The organism is Maridesulfovibrio sp., from assembly GCF_963676065.1.
Lineage (GTDB): Bacteria > Desulfobacterota > Desulfovibrionia > Desulfovibrionales > Desulfovibrionaceae > Maridesulfovibrio.
The window spans coordinates 2,364,300-2,386,197 of the sequence record NZ_OY780933.1; the positions used below are offsets into that span (position 1 = coordinate 2,364,300).

Below are 21,898 nucleotides of genomic sequence, written 5' to 3' on the forward strand. Positions count from 1 at the left end.
GTTGAAGCCTTGCTTTGTAATGACGTTTATTTGTCTCTGATTAACAGGCGTAATTAATTTTAAAAATTTTTATGTTGTTTTCATATTTAAGTCAAGCTGCCAGCGCCTTAAAGCATTAAAAGTATTGTTTCTTGATCCGGGCATTTTGCGCCATTCCTGCTCCAGCCAGTTGTTTATTTCGCTGCGTTTGGTGTTGTCGTTGGATGGGCACTTATTGTTCCAGATGGGCAGTTCCCACTGACGGGCAGCCGCCTTGATATACTTCTTTTCGAGCATCAGGGTCGGACGGATAAGGTTAAGTTTTCCTTGAAAAAAAGATTCGTTGGCGGAAAGGCCCTGAACCCGTCCATTATGAAGCATGTTCATATGAAAGGTAGTAACCAGGTCGTCGGCAGTATGGCCGAGAGCCAGATGGGTCAGGTCGTATTGGTCACAGAGCTCGAAGAGTCTTTTGCGCCTTAATCTGCTGCAATAAAAACATGCCGATTTTTTTTTATTCTCAGGTCCATGGGCTCTAGGTCCGAAGTCTGTAAGCTCAATGTGTGAGGCCACTCCGTTTTCAAGGCACCATTTTGATAGCGGGTAATGACTGTCCGGGATGAAGCCGGGGTTGACGTGTAACACCATCAGTTCTATATTAAATGGTATAATGGCCTGTCTTATGAGCATGGTGCGGATGAGTACGAAACTGTCCACGCCTCCGGAAACGGCGATCCCGATGCGGTCTCCGTCCTTGATCATCTCGGTCTTCTGCATGAGCATTCCGACGGTTGATACACATTTTTTCTGGGCAAAGCTTAGTTTTCCCCATTTCGCCATTTTGGTTCTCCGAATCATGTTTAATAAGTAGTAGAAAAAAACAGTGTAATGTTTAATAATAATAGCAGACCGGAAATTCCAGACTGATTAGATGTGGATTATGCCTTAAAAGATATTGACATGCAAGCTTATGTCACATATAGTTGCAAATTGCTCCGTTGTTGAAGTGTCGTGAGTCTATTAATACCAAGGTGCTGTTTGTGCTGAAAAGGTTTTTATTTTTTTTGACTCTGGTCTCCATTGTTTGCGGAGCCTTTTATTTGAGTTCCCCGAAAAAATCGGTGGAGCGCGTTGAGCCTGTTTGGCCTGTTGTCGATGTGAAGCAGGTAGACAGGCTAGATGTGTGTCCTCAGGGAGAGGTCTGCTTTTCTCTTGTTCGCAGGGCGGACGGGTGGGGCGTAGTCCAGCACGGCTGGAATGGAACTCTTGAAGCCGACCCTGAAAAAGTGGAGACTCTTCTTAACGTACTGAAGCAGGATAAGGCCTTTCGATGTCTCGGTTCTGTCGAGGGCGGCAGTGTAGCAGAATATGGGCTTGAAAAGCCTCGTGTACGGATTGATGTAGGCGGGGGGCATGAGCAGACCGTTGTCGTCGGTTCCCGGAATCCTTCGGGTGAAGGCTTTTACGCTCTAAACTCCAAGGCAAAAAACAGTTTATTTCTTATAGATAAAGATTTTGTGAGTCGCTGCGAATTTCCCGCAGAACATTATTATAATTTATTCCTGTTACCGGGGCAGCCGGACAGTGTTCAATCTGTTTCACTTGGACACGGAGGTTCTGTTTCATGGACTCTTATCCGCAGGAAAGGCTCTTTCCAATTTTCTTTTCCGGCGCCGTTAAGCGGTAAAACCGCCAGTGACGGGGATGTGGATCTCTTTCTTCATTCCCTGCTTGAGGTTCCGGCCAAGGGACTTGTTGTCCACGGTCCGGGAGCTGACAGCAAACTTGCTGTCAATATTGAAATTTCCATGCCCGGAAATAAGGTCCAAACTCTTGAAGTTTTTGAACCTGACGGGGAAGACGGACTGTATACTGCCCGGTCTTCATCCCAAAGCGGTTTTTTTGTTTTAAGCAAAGAACATTTTGAACAATTGGATAAACAGGCTTTCGCCATGCAACAGCGAAATGTGGTTTCCGTTGCCACTGGAAAGCTTGGTTCTGTGAAGGTTGTTCAAGGCAACCAGACTTTTATCGGAGTTAAATCCGATAAGAGTTGGATTAATTTTGAGGATAAAAAGCCGCTGTTGGGCATTGACATGTCACTTTGGCGACTTAATGAATTAAAATTCGAGGCGGAACCGGTGGCGACTCTTTCGGAAAGTTCCGAAAAAGTCATGGACCTGGACTTACTGGACGAAAACGGCGCTCGTGTCGTGAAAGTGTCCTTTTTTTCAGATCCAGAACTTCCCACCGGACAATGCTGGCTCTCTCTGGGCGACGGCAGCGGATACTACCCTGTTTCCGATAAGCTGCTTGAAGACCTGCAGGGGCAGATCCCTCTCAGAAAATAACCGGTCTTTGTACCGGTAAAACCATTGTGTTGGAGATAACATGGCAAGAGTCACCGTTGAAGATTGTCTGGCTGAGGTTGGTAACAGATTCCTTATTGTCCAGATGGCCATTAAAAGAGTGAAGCAGTACCGTGAAGGTTACACTCCTCTTGTTGAATCCAAAAACAAAGAAATCGTAACAGCTCTTAGGGAGATTGCGGCTACCAAAGTTATCCCCGAGAGCTACCACACTGCTGACGGAAAAAAGCCCGGCAGCGAATAAGCTATGTCAAAACGTTGTTATTATGAAGTATTAGAGGTTTCCAGGGAAGCCCAGGAAGGGGAAATTAAAAAGGCCTACCGCAAGAAGGCCATGGAATTCCACCCCGACCGTAATCCGGGTAACGCGGAAGCTGAAGAGAAATTCAAGGAAGCTGCAGAAGCATACGATATTCTGCGTGATCCTGAGAAAAGAAGTCGTTATGACCGTTTCGGCCATGAAGGCATGAACGGTATGAACGGCGGCTTTGGCGGATTCCAGTCTTCCGAAGATATTTTCGGTGCTTTCGGTGATATTTTCGGCGATATATTCGGATTTTCCGGCGGACGCGGCGCAAACCGCATGCAGGCCGGTTCCGATTTAAGGTATAATCTGACCGTTTCTTTCCGAGAAGCGGCCAAAGGTACCGAAGTCGAGCTGAATATCCCGGTTACTGATACCTGTGAAACATGTGATGGAAGCGGATCTGAACCCGGAACTACTCCTGAAACCTGCTCCCATTGCGGCGGCAGGGGTGCAGTGGAACAGACTCAGGGATTCTTCCGCATATCTGTTCCCTGTCCTTCTTGTAACGGTCGGGGTAAGGTTATCACCAAGCCCTGTCATGACTGTCACGGCGCAGGATATGTGCGTAAGAAGAAGGACTTGAATGTCCGCATCCCTGCAGGTGTGGATAACGGTTCCCGACTGCGTCTGCGCGGTGAGGGTGAAGCCGGAATGAACGGCGGTCCTCACGGTGACCTGTATGTGGTCATCACAGTTGAGCCGGATAAGGTTTTCAAACGTCAGGGACAGGATCTGGTTCTGAGTTCCGAGGTTACCTTTGTGCAGGCCGCACTTGGGTATAAGATGGAAATTCCCACCCTTGATGAGCCCATTGAAATGGATATCCCCAAGGGCACGCAAAGTGGTGAAGTTTTTCAATTGCGCGGACTCGGTCTTCCTTATCTCGGCAGCTCCCATAAGGGTGACCTGCTGGTAGAGATCAAGGTCAAGACTCCTACCGGTTTAAGTAGCAGGCAGGAAGAGCTCCTCAGGGAATTTCAGGCTCTTGACGAAGAGAAGCCTATGAAAAAGGTCAAGAAGCTTTTCAAAAAAGCAAAAGATAAAGTGATGGGTGAGTAGCATGAGTGAGTTTTCCCACATTGATGCCGAAGGCAATGCTGTTATGGTAGACGTGGCCGCCAAGGCTGATACCAAAAGAACTGCCATCGCCAAGGGACGGGTCATCCTCAACGAGGAGACCTTCAATCTGTTGCGGAAGCAGGCTCTCCCTAAAGGGGATGCCCTTGCCTCTGCGAAGATAGCAGGCATCATGGGAGCGAAGGAAACTCATCGTCTCATTCCTCTTTGTCACCCCATTGCGCTCAGTTATGTTGATGTGCGTTTTGCCGTTAACGAAGCTGAGCTTAGCATTGAAGTGGAAGGCGAGGCCCGCTGTACCGGGAAAACCGGGGTCGAAATGGAAGCTTTGGTGGCTGTTCAAGTCGCCTGTGCCACCATTTACGACATGTGCAAGGCTGTACAGAAGGATGTCATTATCACCGATGTACGACTCGTCTACAAAGAAGGCGGCAAGTCCGGGGTGTTTAAGGCAGAGTAGCCTTATAGTACTACGAACTATTAAAGCGGCGGGACTGAATTATCAGTCCCGCCGCTTTTCTTTTTTCAGCTACTTGCGTTTATTCATTAAAATGATTAGTTCGTAAACCAAAGACAATTCCCCTATTGAATAGGGTCCTATTCAGTAGTTATGTAAATCTCAAAACAGAGGTTCGGTTCATGTCAGAACATGTAGTTGTCATTGGTGCTGTCGCACTCGGTCCTAAAGCGGCCTGTCGATATAAAAGGCTCAATCAGGATGCCAAAGTAACCCTCATCGACAGGGACGAAATATTTTCTTACGGCGGTTGCGGTATTCCCTATTATGTTTCAGGTGATGTTTCAGAGGCCAATCAGCTTCGTTCGACTGCCTTTCATATGGTACGGGATGAGCCTTTTTTTCAGGATATTAAAGGCGTATCAGTCGTCTCCTCCACGGAAGTCACCAAAATCGATCGTAAGAGTAAACAGGTTCATACCCGGAATGTGAAGACCGGTGAAGAGGGCGTTGTTGATTACGACCAACTCGTCATTGGTACCGGAGCAACTCCGCGTAAATTGAACCTTCCCGGTGAAGATCTGGATAATGTTTTTTATGTCGGGAATATGCATGATGCTGAAAAGATCAAAGAAGGCATCACCAAGGGACAATACGGAAAAGCTGTTGTTATCGGTGCCGGATTTATCGGCTTGGAAATGGCTGAAGCCTTTGCCGACATGTGGGGCATTGAAACAACCGTTGTTGAAATTTTTGATCAGATCCTGCCGCGGATGTGCAGTCCCGTGCTGGCGCGTATGGGCCAGAAACATATGGAAGAGGAAGGCGTCGCCTTCCAATTGGGACAGACTGTTTCCCGTATTGAGGGTGACGGCAAGGCTGAGCGCGTTGTAACTTCCGAAGGAACCATTGAAGCTGATATCGTAATCGTATCAGCCGGGGTTATTCCGAATGATAAGCTGGCCCGTGATTGCGGACTTGAATGCAGTGAGCGCGGCGGCATTCTTGTCGATGAAACCATGCGCACTTCCGATCCCCTGATTTTTGCCGGCGGTGACTGCGTGATTATTAAAAACGCCATTGACGGCTCCCCGCTTTTTCTGCCCATGGGTTCCATGGCAAACAGGCAGGGCCGCGTAATCGGCGGTAATCTTGCCGGACGTAAGGAAACTTTCCCTGCGGCGGCCGGTTCATGGTGTGTTAAGATTTTTGAGAATGCCATGTCCGGTACCGGAATGAGTCTCGGCAGCGCAAAACAGGCCGGATTTGATGCCATCAGCGTAATTTTGATAATGGCTGACCGTGCTCATTTCTATCCTGAAAAGGATATGATGACCCTTGAAATGGTTGTGGATAAGGCAACCCGGCGTGTTTTAGGCATTCAGGGTATATCAAAAGGGGGCGATGCTCTCGTTGGGCGTATCAATGCTGTGGCCGCTATAATGAAATACGAGCCCACGATTGAAGACGTAAGCAATATCGAAGTAGCTTACTCTCCGCCGTATGCTTCCGCCATGGACGTGCTTAACGCCATTGCCAACATGGCAGATAACGCAATCCATGGGCTGAACCATGGTCATGGACCGGATATCTTCGCACAGTATTGGGATGAACGCGAAAGCGGTAAATACTGTTTCCTTGATGTTCGGGAAAAAGCAGATGCTGAACCTTTCCTCGAAAAATATCCTGAGTACTGGCACAACATTCCGCAGGGAGAGATTCCTAAAAGGTATGAAGAACTGCCTAAAGATAAAAAGCTGGTGTTAGTCTGTAACACCGGTGGTCGTTCTTACGAAGCGCAAATCATGCTCGATGCCTTAGGTTTTGATGAAGTCCTCAATACCCAGGGCGGTATGGCTGTAATCAAAGCCTACGGTGTGGATATTTAATATCTGTAAAATGTACTTTAAACGCCGTCTTTTTAATAAAAGGCGGCGTTTTTATGTATATGACGAAAAGAATATTTTTCTTGTATCAATCATATCTTCTCGTTCTCTCTCAGGTCTTTTTTCCAATTTAGCGTTGCTATGGATTTACATTTATTCTAAAGTATGATGCAGAAATTAAAAACGAATTGTTGGATATGTTGCCTGTAACCAAATTCATTCTGTGCCAAGTGAGGGGATATGAGGTTTCTTATTATAGACGATGATGAAACCGTTCACATGTACTTGAGCAAGCTGCTTTCACCATATGCCCGCTGTGAAGCTGTGTTTAATGGAAGCGATGCCATAAAGTTGTACAAAAAAGCGTATGAGGACAATGACCCATTCGATACGGTTTTTATGGATATCCTTATGCCTGAAATGGACGGACATGAGGTTACTAAAAAGTTGCGCGATCTTGAACACGAGTTGGGGATAGACGGCCCGGATGAGTTCAAGCTGGTCATGATTACTTCTTTGAAGGATACTAAAAATGTGAGTCAGGCCTTTTTTAAGGGCTACGCCAGTTGCTACATTGTAAAGCCTTTTAATAAAGTACAGGTCATAAACGAGTTACGAGAGAACAATATTTTTTAAGTTTAAAATTTTTAGGGCCGGTAATTTAACCGGCTTTTTTTATAAAGGAGATATTGTATGTTTAAGAATAGAATTCTGGCTGTTTTTTTCGCACTTTTATTGTGCGTGTCGGTTTCCGGGTGTGCTGCGGTCGTTCTTGGCGGCGCGGCCGCAGGAGGCACATATGTTTATGTTACCGGTCAGGCCAAGCAGAAATACAATGCTGATCTGAACAGTACTTATCAGGCTGCCCTGAAGGCCTGCCAGAGCCTGAATTTAAAGGTTGAAACTAAAAAGAAGAGATTAAGCGACGCATCTATAAAAGCAGTTGATGTCGATAAGGATGTCTACATCGATCTCAGTTATGTTTCCACAAAGGTGACTGAAGTTACGGTAAGATATGGAATGTTTGGTGATGAAGATGCTTCGTTGAAGATTCTGAACACAATCAACAAAAAATTCTAATTGTTACGGCAATAGTAATTCTTTAAGCATCCTGCTGTATAAGGCAGGGTGCTTTTTTTTATCCCTTCATCCCCCCTTTTCAGGGATTTGATTTCAAAGGGGGGAGCAACTGGGCTGACTGCGCCTGAGATCATTTATTTGCTGTCTCTTGCAGAGTGCATCTGGTGAAAATCAGCATTGATGATGAAGCTGCGGTCATCCTGATTGTACCAGCTGTGGTCAGAAATCATGACCAGATTGTCATTCTCTTTAAGGGTTATGAGGAGACAGGCCTTCACTTTAGGCTTTTTGGGGGTGCGCTTGGTCTTTTTCATGATTTTCTCCGGTATAAGGTTAAATTATTCCTTAGTAGGAGAATAGCCTTTTAAACAGGATATAACAATCTTTGAAATCAAAAAAATGGATATAATCCGGATCTGACCGGATTATAAGAGAATTTTGTGTTTGGTATATAAGTTATCTAAATAACAGTATTTATTGCTGGTAGTCGGACTAAGTGCATGTAATCTAGCGGCTATTTTCCGTTGCGTTTCTCCAGTTTAAAAAGAGAGAGGAGAGTGTGCTGCATGGGTGAAAAATTATCGTCTGAAATTATATAAATCCAGATGTTACCTTCAGAGTCGACGGCAATATCAAGACCTTCGTAATTATCACGCGGGATAGGTGGAAGCAGTTCGCAGAACAGGTCCGGGTTAATTACAGCCCCTTCTTTGATTTTGTCTTGCGGGAAAGTGTTGAAACGTATGCCAAGAGTACCGAGGCCCTTATATCTGCGTTCAAGAATAAGGATCTTTCCGCCTGCGAGGTAAGCTGCGGATGTCGGCCGGTAGCCGGAATTACGCTTGTATTGAAAGTTGATCCATTTTCCGTCTTTCAGTAAAGCGGCTGAAGTGGGCTGGGTGCTGAAATTTTTACCTTCTGTAAGTGCCAGAATACTGTGGTCGGGAAGCAGTGCCATACTTTCTATGCCGCCGTTAACTGGTGCTTTTTTTATCTGCTTAGGCAGTGGCAATGGAGATGGCCTGCCTGATAGGTCTAAACTTTTACCGGAATCATAGCGGTTAATGCGGTGAACCCGCTCAAATGCGACGAGATATCCGGAGCCGGGAGCCCTGCATAATGCCTCAGCATCAGCATCATTCTTGACAGTGAAGGTCTTACCCTGTCCATTGAGAAGCTCCCCCAGTTCAGCCTTACGTTCGACTCCTTTCAGTCGTCCGGAGGGTGTGTATTGTAATTTGCCTTTGAGCCAAAATCCCATGTCTGATACGGCCAGAAATGATTTACGGTTCTCACTGATCAGAAGGTCGGAGAAGCCTCCAAAGGCAGGATGGGGACTGCTTAACAGCAGTGAACCATAATATTTTAATTGCGGGCGGGATAATGTTACAGTTTCATCTGTATGTGGTCCGATCTGTTCGCTTACCAGTGTAATAGCGACCGGATTGAGCAGCGGCTGGTCTGGAGTATTCAGTTTGCTTGAGGCTCCGAAGAGTAAGGAAAGAGGCGTGCAGCACAGAATCAACACAAAAAGTAAAATTTTTTTCATTTTTTCAGAAAACGGATGTTTTAAGTTTAAAATATCTCAATTATGATAATTTAGATGTTAGCGGTACATTTCTTGTATGTCGGTATAAGTGTTCAGAATAGCAGCCCCGGACTTCTCCAGACTGTTTCTGACGTTGAATAAGTGCTTTATTGTACATTAACCGGAGTAAATGAAAAGTGAAACAGTTACTAGCTGTAACTCTTCTTATTTTAAGCATATTATTTTCCACTGTCGCCATGGCGGACAGTGAAAAACGTAATGTTCTTTATTTGAATTCTTACCAGAACGGATACAAGTGGTCTGATGATATTTTGCAAGGACTGCGTGACAGCTTTCTTGAAAGCGGGCAGAACATTGATCTGCACATCGAGTACATGGATACCAAACGGTTCAAGGACCGTGATTTCATGGAAATACTGCACTCATATTATGTGTTCAAATATCAGAAATATAAATTCTCTGCCATTGTAGTTTCAGATAACAATGCGCTCAATTTCATGCTCCGGTATCAGGATTCGTTTTTTCCCGGCGTTCCTGTGATCTTCTGTGGTGTTAATGATTTTCATGAAGGACTCATCAAAGGTTTGGATAATTATTGCGGAGTTCTGGAAAACCCTGACATTAAAGATAATATTGATTTGGCTCTTAAGGTTAATCCGGGTCTGAGAAAGGTGGTCGTGGTCGGTGACCAGTCAGTTACATCTAGAGCCATTAAGGCGCAGATAAAAAAGGCGGAACCGCTGTTCAAGGGGGTTCTGAAGTTTGAATACTGGAACGATATGCCGCTGGTCGATCTGCTGGCCAATTCGCGTAAAATGACTAAAAACGAGATGCTGCTTTTTACGCCTTTTTATAAAGGGGCGCACGGAGAGCTTTTTTCGTCCGAAGAGGTTCTTAATATTATCTATAAGAACTCTCCGGTTATGATTTTCAGTGTGTGGGAGTTTTTGCTTGGGCATGGTATTGTAGGTGGTAAGCTGCTTTCCGGTCATGATCAGGGACGCAAGGCTGCGGAAATGGCGTTGTATGTACTAAAGAACGGAAAAATGCCTGAGCAAAGGGTCATCACTGCTACCAATGAATATTATATGTTCGATTATAATGTTTTGGAGAGATTTAATATTAACAGTGATTTGCTTCCGGGTGACAGCGTAATAATCAACGAGCCGGATTATTTCTATAAGCTGGATAAGCAGGTGTTTTGGACCATTATTGTCTCCATTCTCGGTTTGAGTATGATTCTGGTCATGCTGGTCATTTCGATTCTGCAGCGGCGAAAGGTGGAGAAACGTATAAAGGCCCAGCTCTCTTTTCAGGAAATCCTCATGGATACCATACCCCTGCTGATCTGTTGGAAGGATAAGAAGCAGCGCTACCTCGGGGCCAACCATTCCTTTACTGATTTTTTCGGACTGGGATCTCCGTGGTCGCTTGTGGGGCTTACCGATAGCAATATCGATCTTCATCGAAGATTTGCGGAGCAGGCTGCGGTCTGGGATAAGAAGGTGGTTCAGTCCGGCAAACCACGTATGGGGATCAGCTGGTCTTTGATTCGCGATGGAGAAGATCCTGTTTGGCTGGAGATCAACAAAGTTCCTCTTTACAACGAAAAGGGAGAGGTTGTAGGCACACTGTCTACTGCTGAGGATGTGACCCGTAAGGTCAACCTTGAAAAACAGCTGCTGCAATCACAGAAGATGGAGGCCATCGGGACTCTTGCCGGCGGAATTGCGCATGATTTCAATAATATCCTGACATCCATAATGAACTCTGTTGAATTGGCCTTAAGTGACATTGAAGAAGGAACCATAACCTGGAAAGATCTTGACCGAGCTATCAAGGCCGCACAGCGCGGAAGCCATGTTGTTAAGCAGATCCTGACTTTCAGCCGTCCTTCGCAGGAAGGTTTCAAGGCCACAGACATCGGCGAAGTGGTTAAAGAAACAGTTGATTTTATTAAAGCTTCCTTGCCGCGTAATATTAGGGTCTCTGCCAATGTTCCAGAGGGTGCTCCTCTGGTTATGGCCGATCCGACCCAGATTCATCAGGTTATTATGAACCTCTGTACCAACTCTTTCCAATCACTGAAAGGAAGGGGAGGAAGCATTGACGTTACCCTGACCACTGTGGAAGTAGAAGAGGAACAGGCGCAGTTCATGCGAGTTGCTCCCGGAGTTTATCTCCGGCTGGAAATATCGGATGACGGTCCGGGAATACCCGTTGAAATATTGGATAAAATATTTGACCCGTTTTTTACCACCAAGGGCAAGGCGGAAGGAACCGGACTGGGGCTGGCAGTTGTTCACGGACTGATTAAAGGTCATGGCGGCGGCATTTCGGTCAGCAGTACTCCGGAAGTGAAAACTAGTTTTGAGATATTTCTCCCGGTGCAGGGAAAGCTTCGTGATATTGTGCGTAAAAGTTACGGTGCCTTACCGCTCGGTCAGGAGAGCATTCTTTTTGTTGAGGATGATGAAGATCAGCTGGAAACAACGCCTCGTATTCTGGAAAGTCTCGGGTATGAGGTTACAGCTCTTGCTTCTCCGGAAAGAGCGTTTAACCTGATTGTCGACGAACCGGAACGCTTTGATTTGATGATAACCGATTATGATATGCCGCAGACCAATGGGCTGGAGTTGGCCCGCATGGTTCAGGATGTGGCTCCTGCCTTGCCGATTCTTGTTGTCTCGGGAAGGCGTAATGTGCTCAGTTATGTCGCGGATGTTGAATATGATGTTAAAAGTGTCAGAAAGGTTTTGATGAAGCCGTATAATAAAATTGGTATCGCTGACGCGATTCGAGAAGTTCTTTCCTCTACGGAGAACATAGATGGGTAAAATTCTTATTATTGATGATGATGTGCAGGTTTGCGAAACTATTGAAAGTCTTGTCGCCCGAACCGGACATAACTCGGTCAGTTCGTACAACCTCACCGATGGTCTGGCTAAAGTAAAAAAAGATGATTTCGATCTGGTCTTCCTTGATATTTCGCTCCCGGACGGCAACGGGCTTGATTATCTGCAGCAGGTTAAGGATTCAGCAGGTAATCCTGAAATTATTATCCTGACGGGTAAAGGTGATGCTGACGGAGCTGAGCTGGCCATTCAGGGCGGGGCATGGGATTTTCTGGTAAAGCCGTCTTCTGTGAAGCAGATAACTCTTTCCATGAGCCGTGCCCTTGAGTTTCACAAAGAAAGGCAGAATAAGGCGCAGTGCGTGGCCCTTAATCTCGACAATATTGTTGGTAAAAGTGCCGAGATCAAAAGTTGTTATGATCTAGTGGCCCATGCCTCCGGCTCTGATGCCAACGTGCTGCTGAACGGAGAGACCGGAACCGGTAAAGAACTTTTTGCCCAGACTATTCACGAAAATTCAAAACGTTCAGTTAAAAATTTTGTAGTCGTCGACTGTGCGTCGTTGACCGAAACCCTTGTGGAATCGACGCTTTTCGGGCACAAGCGCGGTTCTTTTACCGGTGCTCAGGCTGATCGCAAGGGGCTGATACCTTTGGCGGATAAAGGAACCCTGTTTCTTGATGAGGTAGGGGAGATGCCGCTCGCAGTGCAGAAATCTTTTCTGCGCGTTTTACAGGAGCGTACTTATCGTCCCGTGGGAGAGAACCGGGAATTTAAATCTGATTTCCGCTTAATTGCCGCTACAAACCGGGATCTTGAGGCCATGGTCAGCCGCGGAGATTTCAGGCAGGATCTGTTATACCGCATCCAGACTATTCATATTCACCTGCCTCCCTTGCGGGACAGGGAAGGGGATATCCGCGAACTCACTTCCTATCACCTTGCGCGTCTCAGCGCTCAATACGGGGTGCCGCCCAAGGTTGCGAATTCCGATTTTTATGAAGTGCTGGAGAATTATGATTGGCCGGGAAATGTCCGTCAACTGTTCAATATCGTTGAGCAGGCCTTTGTAGCTGCGGGAGTGGGCAATACCATTTATGCCATGCATCTTTCCGATAATCTGCGTATTAAGATGGCAAAGTCCAACTTACAGAAAAGTGGAAGTTACAACTTAAAAAATGTTCAGACTGAGCCTCGGTTTGTTTCAAGTCCGGACTCAGAATTAGTGTCTGAAAAAAAAGACTCATCTGGATTGAATAAAAATTCAATATTTGAGGATACGGTATCTGCTGTTCTCACTGAAGAACTGCCTCCTCTAAAAGTTTTTAAAAAGATGGCTGAGAAAAAATATTTGGAAGAGTTACTCTTGAGGCACCAAGGAGATATTGTGTCTATCCTAAAAATTTCAGGACTTTCCCGCTCTCATTTTTATGCTCTTTTGAAGAAATATGAGATCAATGATTAGCGTAAGTGAGCGTTTAGTATAATCTCTTTATCTGAAGATAATCATTGAATAACTGTTCAGTCTGGTTTTTAAGACGAAGCGTTGTCCTTTTTTAAAGACAACGCTTTTTTTGTATGCTCCGGCTTGAACACCTTTGGATGCGGGGTTTTCTCCAAAGGTTTCATTTCAGTTAAGTGATAATGACATTTTTAAGCTTGGAGAGTTGTCTTAAATTTCAGACAAATCAGGACTTGTGATTGCTTAGATAAGGTTGAATGTTTCTTAACTAACTGAATATTCAGCTTTTTATCTCTGTTTATGAGTTTGGCATGCAAATTGTAAAATAAGGGCACATGTGAGTGTTCAACCTTGCGCTTGGGTTCCGATTGTTTCAGCAAGGTTTTTATTACTCGGTGAGGTTACTACATTAAAATCTCTTAAGGAGCTTACTTAATGGCTAAGAACATGAAAACTATGGATGGTAACACAGCTACCGCTCACGTATCCTATGCGATGAGTGATACTGCCGCCATCTATCCCATCACTCCTTCATCCACAATGGGTGAAGTTGCAGAAGAGTGGGCAGCGCAGGGCCGCAAGAATATCTTCGGTCAGGTACTTAACGTAAAACAGCTTCAGTCCGAAGCTGGTGCAGCAGGCGCCGTTCACGGTGCTCTCGCAGCAGGCGCTCTCACTTCCACTTATACTGCTTCGCAGGGCCTCCTGCTCATGATCCCCAACATGTACAAAATCTCCGGTGAACTTCTTCCCGGTGTTTTTCATGTTTCCGCCCGTGCTCTCGCTGCACAGGCCCTTTCTATTTTCGGTGATCATCAGGACGTAATGGCCTGCCGTCAGACCGGTTTTGCAATGCTGGCATCCAGCTCCGTTCAGGAATGCATGGATATCGCACTTATTTCTCACCTCGCATCCATCGAATCCAGCGTGCCTTTCCTGCACATGTTCGACGGCTTCCGTACTTCTCACGAAATTCAGAAGATTGAAGTTATCGATTACGAAGACATGAAGTCTCTCGTAGATTGGGACGCAGTAGCGGCTTTCCGTTCCAGAGGAATGAATCCTGAAAATCCCGCTATCCGCGGCACCGCTCAGAACCCCGATATTTACTATCAGGCTCGTGAAGCTGCTAACGGTTTCTACGATCAGCTCCCCGCTATCGTAACCAGCTGCATGAAGAAAGTCGGCGATCTCACCGGTCGTTACTACAAACCTTTCGACTATGTTGGTCACGCTGAAGCAGAAAGAGTTATCGTAGCCATGGGTTCCGGTTGTGAAGCCATTGAAGAAGTTGTCAACAAACTCGTTGCCGACGGTGAAAAAGTGGGTCTGATCAAAGTACGTCTGTACCGCCCCTTCCTTACCGAATACTTCCTCAATGTTCTGCCCGCCACCTGCACCAACATCACTGTACTGGACCGCACCAAAGAGCCCGGCTCTCTCGGTGATCCCCTGTACCAGGATATCTGCACCGCATTCATGGAAACCGGCATGAACCCCGTGATCACCGCTGGTCGTTACGGTCTCGGTTCCAAAGAATTCCGTCCCAACATGGTTAAAGCCGTGTTCGACAACATGAAGGCAGCAGGTCCCAAAAACCACTTCAACGTGGGTATTGAAGACGACGTTACCAACACTTCCCTGCCTGTTGGTCCTGATATGGACACAACTCCCGCAGGAACTGTTCAGTGTAAGTTCTGGGGTCTTGGTGCTGACGGTACTGTCGGTGCTAACAAACAGGCTATTAAAATTATTGGTGATAAAACCGATATGTACGCACAGGGATACTTTGCTTACGACTCCAAGAAGTCCGGCGGTATCACCATGTCTCACCTGCGTTTCGGTGACAATCCCATCCAGTCCACATATCTGGTAAGCAGCGCAGATTTCATCGCATGCCATAACTCAAGCTACGTACATCAGTATGACCTGCTTGAAGGCATCAAGGACGGCGGAACTTTCCTGATCAACTCCCCTTGGTCCGCAGAGGACATGGAGAAGGAACTTCCTGCTGAACTGCGCCGCACCATCGCTGAAAAGAACCTTAAGTTCTACACCATCGACGCTGTTAAAATCGCAGCTGAAGTTGGTCTCGGCGGTCGTATCAACATGGTAATGCAGACTGCATTCTTCAAGCTTGCTGATGTTATTCCTTTTGAAGACGCTGTTGCGTATCTCAAAGAATCCATCAAAAAAGCTTACGGCAAGAAAGGTGACAAGATCGTCAACATGAACAACGCTGCTGTTGATCAGGCTGTTGCCAACCTTGTTGAAATCAAAGTTCCTGAATCTTGGAAAAACCTCACTGACGACGAGTCTGCCGTCTCTGATGATCCGGACTATATCAAAAATATCGTTCGTCCCATCTTGGCTCAGAAGGGTGACAACCTGCCTGTTTCCTCTTTTGAACCAGACGGACTCGTCCCTCTTTCCACCTCTCAGTACGAAAAACGCGGCGTTGCTATCAACGTTCCCGAATGGCTGCCTGAAAACTGCATTCAGTGTAACCAGTGTGCATTTGTATGTCCTCACGCTGCCATCCGTCCCGTACTCGTATCTGACGAAGAACTGAAAGACGCACCTGACACCTTTGTAACTATTGATGCAAAGGGTAAGGAAGTCAAAGGACTCAAGTACCGCATGCAGGTCTTCAGTCAGGACTGCCTCGGTTGCGGTAACTGCGCAGATATCTGCCCCGCAAAAGAGACCGCTCTTGTTATGAAGCCCATTGCTTCCCAGCTTGACGCTCAGGTTCCCAACCTTGATTTTGCTCTGACCATTCCTGAAAAGGACGGCGTAATGAGCAGAACCACCGTTAAGGGTTCCCAGTTCCAGCGTCCGCTGCTTGAGTTCTCCGGTGCTTGCGCCGGTTGTGGTGAAACTCCTTATGTTAAGGCTCTCACCCAGCTCTTCGGCGAACGTATGATCATCGCCAATGCCACTGGTTGCTCCTCCATCTGGGGTGCATCCGCTCCGACCACTCCCTACTGTACCAACAAAAATGGTCACGGTCCGGCATGGGGCAACTCTCTGTTCGAAGATGCAGCTGAGTTTGGATACGGTATTGAAATGGGTGTTTCCCACCGTCGTGAAAAACTGGCTGACCTCGTCACCGAAGCTGTTGAAGCAGGCGTTCCCGCTGAACTCGAAGCTGACATGAAGGCATGGCTGGAAAACAAAGACAACTCAGCCCTCTCTGAAGAGTACGGCCAGAAAGTTGTTGACGGCATCTACGGTGCTCCCCAGACTGAACTTCTCGCTGAAATCGCAGAAATGGAAGACCTCTTCACCAAAAAATCCCTCTGGGTATTCGGTGGTGACGGCTGGGCATACGACATCGGCTTCGGCGGTGTTGACCATGTTCTCGCTTCCGGTCGCGATATCAACATCCTCGTGATGGATACTGAAGTATACTCCAACACCGGTGGACAGTCTTCCAAGGCTACTCCTCTCGGCTCCATCGCCAAGTTCGCAGCCGGCGGTAAAAACACCGGTAAAAAAGACCTTGGCCGCATGATGATGAGCTACGGTTACGTTTACGTCGCTTCCGTATCTATGGGCGCCAACAAACAGCAGTTCATGAAGGCTATCCAGGAAGCTGAAGCTTACCCCGGTCCTTCTCTCGTTCTCTGTTACGCTCCCTGCATCAACCAGGGTATCAGAAAGGGTATGGGTAAAACCCAGCTCGAAATGAAGCTTGCAGTAGATTCCGGTTACTGGCCGCTCTATCGCTTCAACCCCATGCTTGCTGACGAAGGCAAAAACCCCTTCGTTCTTGAGTCCAAAGCTCCTGACGGCACCATGCAGGAATTCATGTCCGGTGAAAACCGCTACGGCCTGCTGGAACGCATCAACCCTGAAGCATCCAAAGAGTACCGCGCTCAAATCGAAAAAGATTACAATGATCGGTACGAAATTCTGAAATATATGGCTGAAGCTGATTACAGCGGAAGCAAATAGTAACACCCGCGTCTGCAGACGGGCCTACACAGGTGGCCCGTCTGCAGCACCCCCTCTATCTGCGATTAGAAGGTGTATCGCAGCGAGAGGAGGGCAGGGTGAAAGTCTTCTCAACGGACTTTAAAAACGTTGAGCCTACGTCGTCTTTATGTGGTATGATGAAGCGTTTTCATCAGAGGACGACGTGAACATAAGCGATTTGTTTTGCTTTAAGGAGGAAACATGTCTGTAGGAATTTTAGCCCTTGTTGCACTCATTCCGATTGCACTGGCCCTTATCCTGATGGTCGGCCTTCGCTGGCCTGCTACTAAAGCTATGCCCGTTTCATGGCTTTCTGCTGTTGTCGGCGCAATTGCCGTATGGAACCTGCCCGCAGGTTACGTTGCAGCTCTTACTGTCCACGGTTTTATTACCGCTATCGGCGTCCTGATCATTGTATTCGGGGCCATTATCATTCTTTACACACTGCAATATTCCGGCGGTATGGAAACCATCCAGTATGGCTTCCAGAATATCAGCCGTGACCGTCGCGTACAGGTTATGATCATCGGTTTCCTGTTTGCCGCATTTATTGAAGGTGCAGCAGGTTTCGGTACTCCCGCAGCTCTTGCAGCTCCGCTGCTCTTGAGCCTTGGGTTCCCCCCCTTATGCGCAGTCGTAATGTGTCTGGTTTTCAACTCCTTCCCTGTAACCTTCGGTGCTGTTGGTACTCCGGTTATCCTCGGTATGAAATACCTGACAACTTATGTTGATCAGGCTGTTGCTGCAGCTGTACCCGGCCTGAACTTCCACTCCATGGAAGCTTTCAACGCAGTAGTAGGTCAGTGGTCCACCGTAATGCACGTTCCCATGATTTACATCCTGCCCCTTTTCATGCTCGGCTTCATGACCCGTTTCTTCGGTCAGAACAAGAGCTGGTCTGAAGGTCTGGGCGCATGGAAATTCTCTCTTTTCTCTTCTACTGCATTCACCATTCCTTACCTCTTCACAGCATGGTTTGTTGGACCCGAGTTCCCCTCTCTGATCGGTGGTCTCGTTGGTCTCGGAGTGGCTGTACTCGGTGCTAAAAACGGTTTCTGCGTTCCCGAGAAAACTTGGGATTTCGGCGCACCTTCTACTTGGGATGCTGAGTGGACTGGTTCCGTTTCCGCTGAAAACACCGGTGAATTCAAAGCTCACATGAGTCAGCTTAAAGCATGGACTCCTTACATTCTTATCGGTCTCATTCTCGTTGTTACCCGTATTCCTGACCTCGGCCTCAAAGGTATGCTGGCCGGTGTTGCAATTCCTTTCAAGAACATCCTTGGTTATGGAAGCGTAAATAACGCTATCAAAATCCTGTACCTCCCCGGTACCATTCCTTTCGCACTGGTTGCAGTCCTGACCATTTTCATCCACGGAATGCCTGGTGATAAAGCTGCAGCAGCTTGGAAAGAAGCTATTGTTAAAATGAAGAACCCCACAATCGCGCTGTTCTTCTCCGTAGCACTGGTATCCATCTTCCGCGGTTCCGGTATCGCTGACGCTGCTCTTAACCCCAACGGTTACATGTCCATGCCTCTGGCACTGGCTGAAGCTGTTTCCGGTATCGCCGGTCAGACCTGGCCCATGTTCGCATCCTTTGTTGGTGGACTCGGTTCCTTCATCACCGGTTCCAACACTGTTTCCGACCTGCTCTTCGCTGAATTCCAGTGGGGCGTAGCTGCACAGCTCGAACTGCCCCGTCAGATCATCGTATCTGCACAGGCTGTTGGTGGTGCAATGGGTAACATGATTTGTATCCACAACATCGTTGCAGCATGCGCAGTTGTCGGCCTCTCCGGTATGGAAGGTCAGATCCTCAAGCGTACTGTATGGCCTTTCCTCCTTTACGGTGCTGTTGTAGGTGTTATCGCCTGCGTACTTTCCTTTGTAATGTACCCCGGCCTGTTCTAATTAAATACGTCCCCTCAGGGCCGGAGACGTCTCCGGCCCTGAGAGTTTAATTAGTTCGGATTTATATAAATGATTGTTTTTTAGATTCAGGAGCAAAAAAAACATGTCCAACGCTAAATTAGCAAAAGACTTTGAGAAAATTGTAGGTGCTGGAAATGTCATGCACGAAGAAGCTGACCTCCACTCTTACTCTTATGATTCCGCAGTACTCGATCCCCAGGTACCTGCACTCGTAATTAAACCTACCACTACTGAGCAGCTTGGCCCCGTAACTGCTCTCTGTAACGAACATGGCCTGCCTATGACCGTTCGCGGCGCAGGAACCAACCTTTCCGGCGGAACCATTCCCCATCCCGGCGGTGTTGTTGTCCTGACCAACGGCCTTAATAAAATCCTCGAAATCAACGAGCAGGACCTCTATGCAGTTGTTGAACCCGGCGTTGTTACCGCTCAGTTCGCAGCTCAGGTTGCTTCTAAAGGACTTTTCTATCCCCCGGATCCGGGTTCCCAGGCTGTTTCCACAATCGGTGGTAACGTTGCCGAGAACGCTGGCGGACTCCGTGGACTCAAATACGGTGTTACCAAAGATTACGTCATGGGTATGGATTTCTATGATGTAAACGGTGACCTGATTAAATCCGGCTCCCGCACTGTTAAATGTGTAACCGGTTACAACCTTGCCGGTCTTATGGTCGCATCCGAAGGAACTCTGGGAGTATTTTCCAACATCATTCTCAAGCTCGTTCCGCCGCCAAAGGCTTCCAAGGCAATGATGGCTGTGTTCCCCGATGTACATAAAGCATCTGAAACCGTTGCTTCCATCATCGCGAACCACATTGTTCCCTGTACTCTTGAATTTCTCGATAATTCCACCATTCGTTACGTGGAAGATTTCACCAAAGCCGGCCTGCCCACTGATGCCGGTGCTATCCTGCTCATCGAAGTTGACGGCCATCAGGCTGAAGTCATCGAAGATGCTGAAAAAGTTGTTAACATATGCAAAAAATGCGGTGCTAACGAAGTTAAAATGGCGGAAACAGCTGAAGAGCGTGAAGCTCTCTGGACTGCACGTCGTAACGCTCTGCCTGCTCTTGCTCGTGCGAAACCGACTACCGTTCTCGAAGACGCAACTGTTCCGCGTTCCCAGATACCTGCAATGATGGACGGTCTGGAAAGAATCGCTGAGAAATACAAAATCGACATCGGAACCTTCGGTCACGCCGGTGATGGTAACCTTCATCCCACCATCCTCTGCGATAACCGTAACAAGGAAGAGTTCCACCGTGTAGAAGAAGCAGTTAACGAAATCTTCGATGTCGCTCTTTCCCTTAAGGGAACACTTTCCGGTGAACACGGTATAGGCATGGCTAAATCCAAATGGATGGAAAAAGAAACTTCCAGAGCTACCCTTGATTACTCCTTGAAAATGAAAAGAGCTATTGATCCGAAAGGCATCCTGAACCCCACCAAGATAATCGGAGAAGTTTAGGATGGAAGATCTCAAGCAATTAGCTCAAAATCTTATGGAGCTGGACGACCAGATGGTCGCCTGTATGAAGTGCGGTATGTGTCAGGCTGTTTGTCCTGTTTTTGCCGAAACCATGCAGGAAGCTGACGTTACCCGTGGTAAGATTGCTCTTCTGGAGAAGCTTGCCCACGAATTGGTCAAAGATGCTGATCAGGTTAACGAAAAGCTTAACAGGTGTCTGCTTTGCGGTTCCTGTGCTGCCAATTGTCCTTCCGGCGTAAAAATTATGGACATCTTCATGAAGGCTCGTGTGATCGTTACCACTTATAAGGGACTTTCACCTGCTAAGAAGATGATTTTCAAGGGACTGCTCACCCGTCCTAAACTGTTTAACGCTCTCACCGAGATGAGTGCGAAGTTCCAGGGCCCGTTTGCAAAGATCGCCGACCAGGCCTCCGGCGCTGCAAGCTGTGCCATGCTGAACCCGCTGCTCGGAGAACGTCACTTTATGCCTCTGGCTAAAAAGCCTTTCCGCAAGGATTATCCCGAACTGGATACTCCCCGCGGTAAAAGCGGTCTTAAAGTGGCTTTCTACCCCGGCTGCGTTGTGGACAAAATGTTCCCGCATGTCGGTCACGCGGCAATTAAGATTCTCGAACACCACGGAGTGGGAATCTTCCTGCCCAAGGGACAGGCCTGCTGTGGTATCCCGACACTGGCTTCCGGTGATGCAGATACCATGGTTGCTCTCATGAAACAGAACATCAAAGCCTTTGAAGACGGCGATTACGATTATCTGGTGACTCCCTGCGCAACCTGCACAGCCACACTTCATGAAACATGGCCTAAAATGATTGATAATGAAGATCCTATTTTCATTGAAAAAGTTAAGGATCTTGCAGCTAAGACTATGGACATTAACGCATTCCTCGTTGATATCGTGGGCGTTAAGGCTCCTGCGGAACCCAAGAAAGGCGGAAAGGTCGTCACCTACCACGACCCCTGTCACCTCTCTAAGTCTCTTGGTGTTACCGCACAGCCCCGTACCTTGCTGAAAATGAATGAGAATGTTGAATTCAAGGAAATGAATGAAGCTAACCGTTGCTGCGGCTGCGGTGGTTCTTTCAACCTTTATCACTACGACCTCTCTAAGAGCATCGGTGAGCGTAAGGCGGGTAACGTCCGCGACGTCGGTGCCCAGATTGCTGCAACCGGTTGTCCTGCATGTATGATGCAGCTCGGTGACATGCTTTCCCAGTCAGGTGGTGGAGTAGAGGTAAAACATGTCCTTGAAATCTACGCCGAATCCCTGAAGTAGTATACGAAAGTAGTCCAGAATGATTTCATTCTGGACTACTTTACAGAAAAACGTTCAAATAGGGATTGGCTGGAAGCAAATTTCAGGGTTTGTAGGATCGTCTGTAGTCAGATCCGGCCCAAGATTAACTAAATGAAATAGTGTGGACTCTTCAAATGCGGCTCTGAAGGTTCCAGTCGTTCACGCTTTACACAGG

Annotated in this window: 16 protein-coding genes; 13 read left to right on the top strand and 3 right to left on the bottom strand. The window is 47.3% G+C overall.

Annotated elements, in window-relative coordinates; genetic code table 11:
• Positions 1-69: 69 nt before the first annotated feature.
• Positions 70-819, bottom strand: coding sequence for a tRNA 2-thiocytidine biosynthesis TtcA family protein (locus tag ACKU35_RS10475; protein ID WP_319759169.1), 750 nt, complete (start codon positions 817-819; stop codon positions 70-72).
• A gap of 260 nt (positions 820-1,079) precedes the next feature.
• Between ACKU35_RS10475 and ACKU35_RS10480 the strand changes: the two genes are divergently transcribed.
• The 7 genes from ACKU35_RS10480 (at position 1,080) to ACKU35_RS10510 (ending at position 7,155) form a co-directional block, all read left to right on the top strand.
• Entirely contained in the window at positions 1,080-2,330 is a 1,251-nt protein-coding gene (locus ACKU35_RS10480) for a DUF4340 domain-containing protein (protein ID WP_319759170.1), read from the top strand.
• Positions 2,331-2,370: 40 nt separating this feature from the next.
• Positions 2,371-2,592, top strand: a complete 222-nt coding sequence (rpoZ, locus tag ACKU35_RS10485) for a DNA-directed RNA polymerase subunit omega (protein WP_319759171.1) — start codon at positions 2,371-2,373, stop codon at positions 2,590-2,592.
• Between the two features lie 3 nt (positions 2,593-2,595).
• A complete protein-coding gene (gene dnaJ, locus ACKU35_RS10490) occupies positions 2,596-3,714 on the top strand; it encodes a molecular chaperone DnaJ (protein WP_319759172.1) in 1,119 nt (372 codons plus the stop codon).
• A gap of 1 nt (position 3,715) precedes the next feature.
• On the top strand, positions 3,716-4,192 hold the full coding sequence (gene moaC, locus ACKU35_RS10495) for a cyclic pyranopterin monophosphate synthase MoaC (protein ID WP_319759173.1): 477 nt from the start codon (positions 3,716-3,718) through the stop codon (positions 4,190-4,192).
• 179 nt (positions 4,193-4,371) lie between these two features.
• Positions 4,372-6,078, top strand: a complete 1,707-nt coding sequence (locus ACKU35_RS10500) for an FAD-dependent oxidoreductase (RefSeq protein ID WP_319759174.1) — start codon at positions 4,372-4,374, stop codon at positions 6,076-6,078.
• Positions 6,079-6,315: 237 nt separating this feature from the next.
• Complete coding sequence (locus tag ACKU35_RS10505; RefSeq protein WP_319759175.1) at positions 6,316-6,711, top strand: response regulator; 396 nt, start codon at positions 6,316-6,318, stop codon at positions 6,709-6,711.
• Positions 6,712-6,768: 57 nt separating this feature from the next.
• Positions 6,769-7,155, top strand: coding sequence for a DUF3568 domain-containing protein (locus ACKU35_RS10510; RefSeq protein ID WP_319759176.1), 387 nt, complete (start codon positions 6,769-6,771; stop codon positions 7,153-7,155).
• A gap of 134 nt (positions 7,156-7,289) precedes the next feature.
• Here the strand turns inward: ACKU35_RS10510 and ACKU35_RS10515 are convergent, their stop codons facing one another.
• Both ACKU35_RS10515 and ACKU35_RS10520 read right to left on the bottom strand, forming a co-directional pair.
• A complete protein-coding gene (locus ACKU35_RS10515; protein ID WP_319759177.1) occupies positions 7,290-7,469 on the bottom strand; it encodes a hypothetical protein in 180 nt (59 codons plus the stop codon).
• 200 nt (positions 7,470-7,669) lie between these two features.
• Entirely contained in the window at positions 7,670-8,704 is a 1,035-nt protein-coding gene (locus ACKU35_RS10520; RefSeq protein WP_319759178.1) for an esterase-like activity of phytase family protein, read from the bottom strand.
• Positions 8,705-8,880: 176 nt separating this feature from the next.
• Here ACKU35_RS10520 and ACKU35_RS10525 point away from each other — a divergent pair, with 176 nt between their 5' ends.
• The 6 genes from ACKU35_RS10525 to ACKU35_RS10550 all read left to right on the top strand — a co-directional run bounded on the left by ACKU35_RS10525 (position 8,881) and on the right by ACKU35_RS10550 (position 21,702).
• The gene (locus ACKU35_RS10525) at positions 8,881-11,541 is read left to right on the top strand and encodes an ATP-binding protein (protein ID WP_319759179.1); all 2,661 of its coding nucleotides are present in this window, start codon (positions 8,881-8,883) and stop codon (positions 11,539-11,541) included.
• Positions 11,534-13,024, top strand: a complete 1,491-nt coding sequence (locus tag ACKU35_RS10530) for a sigma-54 dependent transcriptional regulator (protein WP_319759180.1) — start codon at positions 11,534-11,536, stop codon at positions 13,022-13,024. Before ACKU35_RS10525 ends, ACKU35_RS10530 begins: the two co-directional genes overlap by 8 nt.
• A gap of 432 nt (positions 13,025-13,456) precedes the next feature.
• Positions 13,457-16,981: a pyruvate:ferredoxin (flavodoxin) oxidoreductase gene (gene nifJ / locus ACKU35_RS10535; RefSeq protein ID WP_319759181.1), complete on the top strand. Its 3,525-nt coding sequence runs from the start codon at positions 13,457-13,459 to the stop codon at positions 16,979-16,981.
• A 222-nt stretch (positions 16,982-17,203) separates the two neighbouring features.
• On the top strand, positions 17,204-18,916 hold the full coding sequence (locus tag ACKU35_RS10540) for an L-lactate permease (protein ID WP_319759182.1): 1,713 nt from the start codon (positions 17,204-17,206) through the stop codon (positions 18,914-18,916).
• A gap of 103 nt (positions 18,917-19,019) precedes the next feature.
• Complete coding sequence (locus ACKU35_RS10545; RefSeq protein WP_319759183.1) at positions 19,020-20,405, top strand: FAD-linked oxidase C-terminal domain-containing protein; 1,386 nt, start codon at positions 19,020-19,022, stop codon at positions 20,403-20,405.
• A gap of 1 nt (position 20,406) precedes the next feature.
• On the top strand, positions 20,407-21,702 hold the full coding sequence (locus ACKU35_RS10550; RefSeq protein WP_319759184.1) for a (Fe-S)-binding protein: 1,296 nt from the start codon (positions 20,407-20,409) through the stop codon (positions 21,700-21,702).
• Positions 21,703-21,898: the final 196 nt, after the last annotated feature.